Annotated in this window: 13 protein-coding genes; 12 read left to right on the top strand and 1 reads right to left on the bottom strand. The window is 40.8% G+C overall.

Annotated elements, in window-relative coordinates; genetic code table 11:
* Nucleotides 1-14 precede the first annotated feature (14 nt).
* The 12 genes from trpX (at nt 15) to KUA57_RS00915 (ending at nt 10455) form a co-directional block, all read left to right on the top strand.
* On the top strand, nt 15-1010 hold the full coding sequence (gene trpX / locus KUA57_RS00970) for a tryptophan ABC transporter substrate-binding protein (protein WP_061864128.1): 996 nt from the start codon (nt 15-17) through the stop codon (nt 1008-1010).
* Between the two features lie 75 nt (nt 1011-1085).
* On the top strand, nt 1086-1952 hold the full coding sequence (locus tag KUA57_RS00965) for an ABC transporter permease (RefSeq protein WP_004234420.1): 867 nt from the start codon (nt 1086-1088) through the stop codon (nt 1950-1952).
* The gene (locus KUA57_RS00960; protein WP_218493494.1) at nt 1949-2707 is read left to right on the top strand and encodes an ABC transporter ATP-binding protein; all 759 of its coding nucleotides are present in this window, start codon (nt 1949-1951) and stop codon (nt 2705-2707) included. Before KUA57_RS00965 ends, KUA57_RS00960 begins: the two co-directional genes overlap by 4 nt.
* An 89-nt stretch (nt 2708-2796) precedes the next feature.
* Nucleotides 2797-4557 carry a DNA primase gene (gene dnaG / locus KUA57_RS00955; RefSeq protein WP_061864129.1) on the top strand — a complete coding sequence of 587 codons (1761 nt, stop codon included), beginning with the start codon at nt 2797-2799 and terminating at the stop codon, nt 4555-4557.
* Nucleotides 4558-4559: 2 nt separating this feature from the next.
* A complete protein-coding gene (gene rpoD / locus KUA57_RS00950) occupies nt 4560-5669 on the top strand; it encodes an RNA polymerase sigma factor RpoD (RefSeq protein WP_004259586.1) in 1110 nt (369 codons plus the stop codon).
* A gap of 14 nt (nt 5670-5683) precedes the next feature.
* Nucleotides 5684-6013: a metal-sulfur cluster assembly factor gene (locus tag KUA57_RS00945; protein ID WP_000331925.1), complete on the top strand. Its 330-nt coding sequence runs from the start codon at nt 5684-5686 to the stop codon at nt 6011-6013.
* A 115-nt stretch (nt 6014-6128) separates the two neighbouring features.
* Nucleotides 6129-7172, top strand: coding sequence for an alpha-galactosylglucosyldiacylglycerol synthase (gene cpoA, locus KUA57_RS00940; protein ID WP_250646298.1), 1044 nt, complete (start codon nt 6129-6131; stop codon nt 7170-7172).
* A gap of 15 nt (nt 7173-7187) precedes the next feature.
* A complete protein-coding gene (locus KUA57_RS00935) occupies nt 7188-8513 on the top strand; it encodes a glycosyltransferase family 4 protein (RefSeq protein ID WP_001219441.1) in 1326 nt (441 codons plus the stop codon).
* Between the two features lie 14 nt (nt 8514-8527).
* Nucleotides 8528-8719, top strand: a complete 192-nt coding sequence (locus KUA57_RS00930; protein ID WP_000744434.1) for a PspC domain-containing protein — start codon at nt 8528-8530, stop codon at nt 8717-8719.
* A gap of 58 nt (nt 8720-8777) precedes the next feature.
* Nucleotides 8778-8912 carry a DUF4044 domain-containing protein gene (locus KUA57_RS00925; protein WP_000863852.1) on the top strand — a complete coding sequence of 45 codons (135 nt, stop codon included), beginning with the start codon at nt 8778-8780 and terminating at the stop codon, nt 8910-8912.
* Nucleotides 8913-8976: 64 nt separating this feature from the next.
* Nucleotides 8977-10287: a GTPase ObgE gene (obgE, locus tag KUA57_RS00920; protein ID WP_218493492.1), complete on the top strand. Its 1311-nt coding sequence runs from the start codon at nt 8977-8979 to the stop codon at nt 10285-10287.
* 9 nt (nt 10288-10296) lie between these two features.
* Nucleotides 10297-10455 (top strand): hypothetical protein, encoded by a 159-nt coding sequence (locus tag KUA57_RS00915; RefSeq protein WP_001808548.1) that lies wholly within the window; start codon nt 10297-10299, stop codon nt 10453-10455.
* A gap of 43 nt (nt 10456-10498) precedes the next feature.
* On the opposite strand, the gene KUA57_RS00910 is transcribed toward KUA57_RS00915, so the two are convergent.
* A complete protein-coding gene (locus KUA57_RS00910; protein WP_001043024.1) occupies nt 10499-10969 on the bottom strand; it encodes an arginine repressor in 471 nt (156 codons plus the stop codon).
* Nucleotides 10970-11346 lie beyond the last annotated feature (377 nt).

Here is an 11346-nt window from a genome sequence, read left to right as displayed (position 1 = left end):
AAAGGAGAAATAGAATGAAAAATAAACGTTTAATTGGAATTATCGCTGCATTAGCGGTCTTAGTAGCAGGAAGCTTGATTTACTCTTCAATGAATAAACCAGAAGCTAAAAATGAAAAGAAAGTTGCCAAAGTTGGTGTCCTTCAGTTTGTAAGCCATCCATCTCTTGACTTGATTTATAAGGGAATCCAAGATGGACTTGCAGAAGAAGGTTATAAAGATGATCAACTTAAAATCGATTTTATGAACTCAGAAGGTGACCAAAGTAAGGTTGCGACAATGAGTAAACAATTGGTTGCAAATGGGAATGACCTAGTAGTAGGGATTGCAACACCAGCTGCTCAAGGCTTGGCTAGTGCCACAAAAGACCTACCGGTTATCATGGCTGCTATTACAGACCCAATTGGTGCTAACTTGGTCAAAGATTTGAAAAAACCAGGTGGCAACATCACAGGGGTATCTGACCATAATCCAGCTCAACAACAAGTTGAACTTATCAAAGCTCTCACACCAAATGTGAAAACAATTGGAGCTCTTTATTCAAGCAGCGAAGACAATTCAAAAACACAGGTAGAAGAATTTAAGGCTTTTGCTGAAAAAGCAGGTTTGACAGTCGAAACATTTGCTGTTCCTTCAACAAATGAAATTGCTTCAACAGTCAACGTTATGACTAGCAAGGTCGATGCTATCTGGGTTCCAATCGACAACACCATTGCTTCAGCCTTCTCAACAGTTGTATCAAGTAATCAATCCGCTAAGAAACCAATTTATCCAAGCGCGACTGCCATGGTAGAAGCAGGTGGTTTGGCATCAGTTGTAGTTGACCAACACGACCTTGGTGTGGCAACAGGTAAAATGATTGCACAAGTCTTGAAAGGTGCAAAACCAGCTGAAACTCCAGTCAATGTCTTTTCAACTGGTAAGTCAGTAATTAACAAAAAATTGGCACAAGAGCTAGGTATTACGATTCCTGAATCTGTTCTAAAAGAAGCAGGACAAGTGATTGAATAATCTACAATGGAGGAGTTGGGGACATCTCCTCCAATTTTTTACAATAGAAATCATATAGAAAAGGTTAAGAAACAGATGATATTATCTATTATTTCTCAAGGATTTGTCTGGGCTATTCTAGGTCTGGGGATCTTTATGACATTTAGGATTTTGAACTTTCCAGATATGACGACAGAAGGTTCCTTCCCTCTTGGGGGAGCTGTTGCTGTCACTTTGATAACCAAAGGAGTGAACCCATTTTTAGCGACTCTTGTTGCTGTAGGAGCAGGTTGTTTGGCTGGAATGGCAGCAGGACTTCTTTATACAAAAGGGAAGATCCCAACCTTGCTCTCAGGGATTTTGGTGATGACTTCCTGTCACTCTATCATGCTCTTGATTATGGGACGTGCAAATTTAGGATTGCTTGGAACCAAGCAAATCCAGGATGTTTTGCCTTTTGATTCAGATTTGAACCAACTCTTGACAGGTCTCATCTTTGTCAGTCTTGTTATTGCTCTCATGCTCTTTTTCTTGGATACCAAACTCGGACAAGCCTATATTGCTACAGGTGACAATCCTGATATGGCTAGAAGTTTCGGGATTCATACTGGGCGCATGGAGCTTATGGGGTTGGTCTTATCAAATGGTGTGATTGCCCTTGCAGGGGCTCTTATTGCCCAGCAAGAAGGCTATGCTGATGTTTCTCGAGGAATCGGGGTTATCGTTGTGGGGCTTGCAAGTTTGATTATTGGAGAAGTTATCTTCAAGAGTTTGAGCTTGGCAGAGCGTTTGGTTACAATCGTTGTAGGTTCTATCGCTTATCAATTCTTAGTATGGGCTGTTATCGCGCTTGGATTTAACACAAGTTACCTTCGTCTATATAGCGCCGTGATTTTAGCAGTCTGCCTCATGATTCCAACATTTAAGCAAACAATCTTGAAAGGAGCCAAGTTAAGTAAATGACAGCCATTGTAGAATTAAAAAATGCAACCAAAGTCGTTAAAAATGGCTTTGATGAAGAAAAGATTATTTTAAATGATGTTTCCTTAGAAATTTTTGAACGGGACTTTATCACGATTTTGGGTGGAAATGGAGCTGGGAAATCAACTCTCTTTAACACTATTGCAGGAACCTTGTCATTAAGCAGTGGAACTATTCGTATCTTGGGTGAGGATGTTACTAAGTTTTCACCAGAGAAGCGGGCTAAGTATCTGTCTCGTGTCTTCCAAGATCCCAAGATGGGGACAGCTCCCCGTATGACGGTGGCTGAAAATCTTTTGATTGCCAAGTTTCGTGGTGAAAAGCGTGGATTGTTACCACGACGCTTGTCTAGTTATAAGGATGAGTTTCAGGCAACTATTGAAAAAGTGGGAAACGGTCTTGAGAAACACTTGAATACACCGATTGAGTTCTTATCAGGTGGACAAAGACAGGCTTTGAGTCTCTTGATGGCAACCTTGAAGCGCCCTGAATTGCTCTTGTTAGACGAGCATACTGCAGCTCTTGATCCAAAGACCAGTGTCGCACTCATGGAATTGACGGATGAATTTGTCAAGAAAGATCAGCTGACAGCGCTTATGATTACCCACCATATGGAAGATGCTCTCAAATATGGCAATCGTTTAATTGTCATGAAAGAAGGACGAATTATCCAAGATTTGAAACAAGAAGAAAAAGCAAAAATGAAAATCTCTGATTATTATCAGCTCTTTGAATAAAGTAGGGAAAATGCGTGAAATGGTTTACTTTTTTTCTGAAATAAAGTATACTATATAAAGTAAACTATGATAACATGGAGGTATTGTGTATGGTTGACAAACAAGTCATTGAAGAAATCAAAAACAATGCCAACATTGTGGAAGTCATAGGAGATGTGATTTCTTTACAAAAGGCAGGACGGAACTATCTAGGGCTCTGTCCTTTTCATGGTGAAAAAACACCTTCTTTCAACGTTGTAGAAGACAAGCAGTTTTACCACTGTTTTGGTTGTGGTCGCTCTGGTGATGTCTTTAAATTCATCGAGGAGTACCAAGGGGTTCCCTTTATGGAGGCTGTCCAAATCTTAGGTCAGCGTGTCGGGATAGAGGTGGAAAAACCGCTTTATAGTGAACAGAAGCCAGCTTCACCCCACCAAGCTCTTTATGATATGCACGAAGATGCTGCCAAATTTTATCATGCTATTCTCATGACAACGACCATGGGGAAAGAGGCCAGAAACTACCTTTATCAGCGTGGTTTGACAGATGAAGTGCTCAAGCATTTTCGGATTGGTTTAGCACCTCCAGAACGAAATTATCTCTATCAACGTTTGTCTGCTCAGTATCGTGATGAGGATTTCCTAGATTCAGGACTGTTTTACCTCTCAGATGCCAATCAATTTGTAGACACCTTTCACAATCGTATTATGTTTCCCCTGACAAATGACCAGGGAAAGGTCATTGCCTTCTCAGGTCGTATCTGGCAGAAAACGGATTCACAAACTTCTAAGTATAAAAATAGCCGATCGACTGCAATTTTTAACAAAAGTTACGAATTATATCATATGGATAGGGCAAAAAAATCTTCTGGTAAAACCAGTGAGATTTACCTGATGGAAGGATTCATGGATGTCATTGCAGCCTATCGGGCTGGAATCGAAAATGCTGTTGCATCTATGGGAACAGCCTTGAGTCGAGAGCATGTTGAGCATTTGAAAAGGCTAACTAAGAAGTTAGTTCTTGTTTATGATGGTGATAAGGCTGGGCAAGCTGCGACATTGAAAGCGCTGGACGAAATTGGTGACATGCCTGTGCAAATCGTTAGCATGCCTGATAACTTGGATCCTGATGAGTATCTACAAAAAAATGGACCAGAAGACTTGGCCTATCTATTAACGAAAACTCGTATTAGTCCGATTGAGTTTTACATTCATCAGTATAAGCCTGAAAACAGTGAAAATCTGCAGGCACAGATTGAGTTTATTGAAAAAATAGCTCCCTTGATTGTTCAAGAAAAATCTATTACTGCTCAAAACAGCTATATACATATTTTAGCTGACAGTCTGGCGTCCTTTGATTATGCCCAGATTGAGCAGATTGTTAATGAAAGTCGTCAGGCACAAAGGCAGAATCGCATGGAAGGTATTTCCATACCGACGTCAATCACTATGCCTGTCACCAAGCAGTTATCGGCTATTATGAGGGCAGAAGCTCATCTACTTTATCGAATGATGGAATCCCCTCTTATTTTGAATGATTACCGCTTGCGAGAAGACTTTGCATTTGATACTCCTGAATTTCAGGTCTTATATGACTTGCTTGGTCAGTATGGCAATCTTCCTCCAGAAGTTCTAGCAGAACAAACAGAGGAAGTTGAAAGAGCTTGGTACCAAGTTTTAGCTCAGGATTTGCCTGCTGAGATGTCACCTCAGGAACTTAGTGAAGTAGAAATGACTCGAAACAAGGCTCTCTTGAATCAGGACAATATGAGAATCAAAAAGAAGGTGCAGGAAGCTAGCCATGTAGGAGATACAGACACAGCCCTAGAAGAATTGGAACGTTTAATTTCCCAAAAGAGAAGAATGGAGTAATAATGGCAACAAAACAAAAAGAAGTAACAACATTTGACGTACAAGTAGCAGAATTTATCCGTAATCATAAACAAAAAGGGACAGCAACTGATGATGAAATCAATGCTAGTCTGGTGATTCCTTTTACCTTGGATGCTGATGGGATTGAAGATCTCTTGCAACGAATTCAGGATGCAGGGATTTCTATCACAGATAACGAAGGAAATCCAAGTGCGCGTGTTCTTAGTGCAGAAGAAGAGCCAGAACTCAGCGACGAGGACTTGATTGGTTCAACTTCGGCTAAGGTTAATGACCCTGTCCGTATGTACCTGAAAGAAATCGGGGTCGTTCCTCTCTTGACCAATGAAGAGGAAAAAGAGTTGGCACTTGCAGTTGAAGCTGGTGATATCGAAGCCAAACAACGACTTGCGGAAGCCAATCTTCGTTTGGTTGTTTCTATTGCCAAACGTTATGTTGGACGCGGTATGCAGTTCCTTGACTTGATTCAAGAAGGAAATATGGGCTTGATGAAGGCGGTTGACAAGTTTGATTATTCTAAAGGGTTCAAGTTTTCAACTTACGCAACTTGGTGGATTCGTCAGGCTATCACTCGTGCTATTGCGGATCAAGCTCGTACTATCCGTATCCCAGTTCACATGGTTGAAACGATTAATAAGCTGGTTCGTGAACAGCGTAACCTCCTTCAAGAATTGGGACAAGATCCGACACCAGAACAAATCGCTGAACGTATGGATATGACACCTGACAAGGTTCGTGAAATCTTGAAGATTGCCCAAGAACCGGTATCCCTTGAAACTCCTATTGGTGAAGAGGATGATAGCCACCTTGGGGACTTTATCGAAGATGAAGTGATTGAAAATCCAGTGGACTATACAACTCGTATCGTCTTGCGTGAGCAGTTGGATGAGGTCTTGGATACTCTTACAGACCGTGAAGAAAATGTTTTGCGTCTGCGTTTTGGGCTAGATGATGGTAAAATGCGTACCCTTGAAGATGTGGGTAAAGTCTTTAACGTGACTCGTGAGCGTATCCGTCAGATTGAAGCTAAAGCTTTGAGAAAACTACGCCAACCAAGTCGCAGCAAACCGCTTCGTGATTTTATTGAAGACTAAGAGTGAGGATGAATATGGCTTATACAGAAGAGCAAATTGAAAATATCAAAACACGAATTTTATCAGCCTTGGAAGAAGTTATTGACCCTGAGTTGGGAATCGATATTGTCAATCTTGGCTTGATCTATGAGATTCGTTTTGACGGTGACACAGGACAAACAGAGATTGATATGACTTTGACAACCATGGGGTGTCCCCTAGCAGACCTTTTGACAGACCAGATTTATGATGCTATGACAGAGGTTCCAGAAGTAACGGATACTGAGGTCAAATTAGTTTGGTATCCAGCCTGGACTGTTGAAAAAATGAGTCGCTATGCACGTATTGCCCTAGGCATTAAGTAAACAAATAAAAACATGTGAGAGATTATTGGAAAAGCGAGGAAATTTCCCCCTCTTTTCCTCTAGTCTCTCCTTTCTTTTGCTGATTTTATTCAAAGAAAATGATATAATAGTAGTTATGGAAAAAAAGAAATTACGCATCAATATGTTGAGTTCAAGTGAGAAAGTAGCAGGACAAGGAGTTTCAGGTGCTTACCGTGAATTAGTTCGTCTTCTTCACCGTGATGCCAAGGACCAATTGATTGTTACAGAAAATCTTCCAATAGAGGCAGATGTGACTCACTTTCATACAATTGATCTCCCCTATTATTTATCAACATTCCAGAAGAAACGATCAGGAAGGAAAATTGGCTATGTGCATTTCTTACCTGATACACTCGAGGGGAGTTTGAAAATTCCATTTTTCATAAAGGGAATTGTGAAACGCTATGTATTTTCTTTTTACAACCGGATGGAGCACTTGGTGGTGGTCAATCCTATGTTTATTGAGGATTTAGTGGCAGCTGGTATTCCACGTGAAAAAGTGACCTATATCCCTAACTTTGTCAACAAGGAAAAATGGCATCCGCTTCCACAGGAAGAGGTAGCGAGACTGCGTACAGAGCTAGGTCTTAGTGACAATCAGTTTATCGTAGTAGGTGCTGGTCAAGTTCAGAAACGCAAAGGGATTGACGATTTTATCCGTCTGGCTGAGGAATTGCCGCAAATTACCTTTATCTGGGCAGGTGGTTTCTCTTTTGGTGGTATGACAGATGGTTATGAACGCTACAAGAAAATGATGGATAATCCCCCTAAAAATTTGATTTTTCCAGGTATTGTATCGCCAGAGCGGATGCGCGAATTGTATGCCCTAGCGGATCTTTTCTTGCTTCCTAGTTACAATGAACTCTTTCCTATGACTATCCTAGAAGCTGCCAGTTGTGAAGCTCCGATTATGTTGCGTGATTTAGATCTTTATAAGGTAATTTTGGAGGGCAATTATCGGGCGACAGCAGATAGAGAAGAGATGAAAGAAGCTATTCTGGAATATCAAGCGAATCCTGATGCTTTAAAAGATTTGAAAGAAAAAGCTAAGAATATTTCTAGAGAGTATTCTGAAGAGCATCTCTTACAAATCTGGTTGGATTTTTATGAGAAACAAGCCGCTTTAGGGAGAAAGTAAAAAGTGAGGTAATCTATGCGAATTGGTTTATTTACAGATACCTATTTTCCTCAGGTTTCTGGTGTTGCGACCAGTATTCGAACCTTGAAAACAGAACTTGAAAAGCAGGGGCATGCTGTTTTTATCTTTACTACGACAGATAAGGATGTCAATCGCTACGAAGATTGGCAAATCATCCGTATTCCAAGTGTTCCTTTCTTTGCTTTTAAGGATCGCCGCTTTGCCTATCGAGGATTCAGCAAGGCGCTTGAAATTGCTAAACAATATCAACTGGATATTATCCATACTCAGACAGAATTTTCTCTTGGCTTGTTGGGAATTTGGATTGCGCGTGAATTGAAGATTCCAGTCATCCATACCTATCACACCCAATACGAAGACTACGTGCATTATATTGCTAAGGGGATGTTGATTCGTCCTAGTATGGTCAAGTACTTAGTAAGAGGTTTCCTGCATGATGTGGATGGGGTTATTTGCCCGAGTGAGATTGTCCGAGACTTGCTATCTGACTATAAGGTCAAGGTTGAAAAAAGGGTCATTCCAACTGGGATTGAATTAGCCAAGTTTGAGCGTCCGGAAATCAAGCAGGAAAATTTGACAGAACTGCGTACTAAACTAGGAATTCAAGATGATGAAAAGATGTTGCTGAGTCTTTCCAGAATTTCCTATGAAAAAAATATTCAAGCAGTACTAGCAGCCTTTGCAGAAGTTCTGAAAGAAGAAGACAAGGTCAAACTGGTGGTAGCTGGGGATGGTCCTTATCTGGATGACCTCAAAGAGCAAGCCAAGAAACTAGAGATTCAAGACTACGTCATCTTTACAGGCATGATTGCTCCTAGTGAGACGGCTCTTTACTATAAGGCGGCGGATTTCTTCATCTCGGCATCGACAAGTGAAACGCAAGGTTTGACATACTTGGAAAGCTTAGCCAGTGGAACGCCTGTCATTGCTCATGGAAATCCTTATCTGGATAATCTTATCAGTGATAAAATGTTTGGAACCTTGTACTATGGGGAACATGATTTGGCTGGAGCTATTTTGGAAGCCCTGATTGCAACTCCAGATATGGATGAGCATACCTTATCAGAGAAATTGTACGAGATTTCAGCTGAGAACTTTGGAAAACGAGTGCATGAGTTTTATCTGGATGCCATTATTTCAAATAACTTCCAGAAAGATTTAGCAAAAGATGATACGGTCAGTCAGCGTATCTTTAAGACAGTTTTGTATCTACCGCAACAGGTGGTTGCTGTGCCTGTAAAAGGCTCTAGACGAATGCTGAGGGCTTCAAAAACACAGTTAATCAGCATCAGAGATTATTGGAAAGACCATGAAGAATAGAAAGAGGAATAGCTATGAAAAAACAATTGATGAGAAGTGGTAGTGATCAAAAAATTGCTGGAGTATGTGCTGGGGTCGCAAATTATTTTGATATTGATCCGACTATTGTTCGTGTAATATGGGGTGTTCTTGCATTTTGTTATGGGGCAGGAATTGTAGCTTATATCATTTTATGGATTATTGCGCCGGTAGCAAGTGACTATTGAAAACTAGCTAAATTCATGCTAAGATAATAGAAAATAGAATGTAATGAAGGAGATAAAAATGGCATTTGGAGATAATGGAAAACGTAAAAAAACTATGTTTGAGAAATTAACCTTGCTTATCGTACTTATCATGTTAGTAGCAAGTATTTTGGGTATTTTTGCAACTGCAATTGGTGCCCTCAGTAATCTATAAAATAGATTCAAGAAAATTTTGTGACTGGGATTTCCCAGCCCTTTTTTAAAGTGAGAAGAAAAAAATGAGTATGTTTTTAGATACAGCCAAGATCAAGGTCAAGGCTGGTAATGGTGGCGATGGTATGGTTGCCTTTCGCCGTGAAAAATATGTCCCTAATGGCGGTCCTTGGGGTGGTGACGGTGGTCGTGGAGGTAATGTAGTCTTCGTTGTAGACGAAGGTCTACGTACTCTCATGGATTTCCGCTATAATCGCCATTTCAAGGCTGATTCTGGTGAGAAAGGAATGACCAAAGGGATGCATGGTCGTGGTGCTGAGGACCTTAGAGTTCGAGTACCACAAGGTACGACTGTGCGTGATGCTGAGACAGGCAAGGTCTTGACAGATTTGATTGAACACGGTCAAGAATTTATCGTTGCCCACGGTGGTCGTGGTGGACGTGGAAATATCCGCTTTGCAACACCAAAAAATCCTGCACCGGAAATCTCTGAAAATGGAGAACCAGGTCAGGAACGTGAGTTACAATTGGAATTAAAAATCTTGGCAGATGTTGGTTTAGTAGGCTTCCCCTCTGTTGGGAAATCAACACTTTTAAGTGTTATCACCTCAGCTAAGCCTAAAATTGCTGCCTACCACTTTACGACAATTGTGCCAAATCTAGGAATGGTTCGTACCCAATCAGGTGAATCCTTTGCAGTAGCTGATCTACCAGGTTTGATTGAAGGAGCTAGTCAGGGAGTCGGTCTGGGAACTCAGTTCCTCCGTCACATCGAGCGTACACGTGTCATCCTTCACATCATTGATATGTCAGCTAGCGAAGGACGTGATCCTTATGAGGATTATCTTGCTATTAACAAGGAGTTGGAGTCATACAATCTTCGTCTCATGGAGCGTCCACAGATTATCGTAGCCAATAAGATGGATATGCCTGAGAGTCAGGAAAATCTTGAAGAATTCAAGAAAAAATTAGCTGAAAACTATGATGAATTTGAAGAGCTACCAGCTATCTTCCCGATTTCTGGATTGACCAAGCAAGGTCTGGCAACGCTCTTGGATGCTACAGCTGAATTGTTAGACAAGACACCAGAATTCTTGCTCTACGACGAGTCAGATATGGAAGAAGAAGCCTACTATGGCTTTGACGAGGAAGAAAAAGCCTTTGAAATTAGTCGTGATGACGATGCAACATGGGTGCTTTCTGGTGAAAAACTGATGAAACTCTTTAATATGACCAACTTTGATCGTGACGAATCAGTCATGAAATTTGCTCGCCAGCTACGTGGTATGGGGGTTGATGAAGCCCTTCGTGCGCGTGGAGCTAAAGATGGTGACTTGGTCCGCATTGGTAAATTTGAGTTTGAATTTGTAGACTAGGAGACTGGTATGGGAGATAAACCGATATCTTTCCGAGATGCGGATGGCAATTTTGTTTCTGCCGCAGACGTTTGGAATGAAAAGAAATTGGAAGAACTATTTAATCGTCTCAATCCAAATCGTGCCCTGAGATTGGCACGAACTAAAAAAGAAAATCCATCTCAGTAAAGAATATAAGAAAATTCCGTGCCACATCAGACACGGAATTTTCTTATTCTTCAAAGAAAAATGGTGGAGCGAATTTTTTCAATTCTTCAAAGCATTTTTGAGCAGCTTCTGCATCTTCGCAGATGACGAGACAGACATCATCGCCACAGAGGCTAGCAATAGCGTCGGGGAAGCTCAAAGCATCAATGATAGAACCAAAGGATTGAGCAAGTCCAGGAAGGGTTTTTAGTAGGACTTGATGTTGAACTGGGCGCATCAAGACAAGAGCATCTTCCATGTAAATTTCGAGACGTTTTTCCCATTTTGAGATAGAACCTGTATTGAGCACGTAGTAAGAGTTGTCTTCTTCTCGTACTTTTGAGAGGTTCATGCTTTTAATATCTCTTGAAAGTGTAGCTTGTGTAACTTGAATATCATTATCAGCAAGAAGAGCTTGTAGCTCAGCTTGAGTATGAATCTTGTTTTTCGTTACAAGAGCTCGTATGAGTTGGTGTCGGTGTTCAGATTTATTCATAAAATGTTACTCCTTGTACTAGGTACAGAAAGCGTGGACGGAACGAAATCGTCAGTCGGGTGGTAAGCGGTATTGTCACGTATGATGATTTCAAAGTCAGTAGTATAGGACTAAATGGAGAAAATCCCACTCTTTTAACTTGTCACTAGTTGAGTGTAGATGAATTGGGTATCTATCCGTTTATCTACATTGGTGTCCTCTACTAACAGTAAATCATTCAATTAGGGTAGCCTTTTGTCACGACTTATTGTGAATTTATGATTAATGTTAATTCACAAAGATTTTTCAACATGTGGTGTGGTAGCGAGTATTATTAATGAGTACACATGTTGGTTAGGGTTTTAGTATCTTTTGTCAAAGCTTCCGTGTAGACCTAT

This window comes from Streptococcus vulneris (assembly GCF_019218685.1).
Classification (GTDB): Bacteria; Bacillota; Bacilli; order Lactobacillales; family Streptococcaceae; genus Streptococcus; species Streptococcus vulneris.
This window is presented reverse-complemented; position numbering and strand designations above follow the sequence as displayed.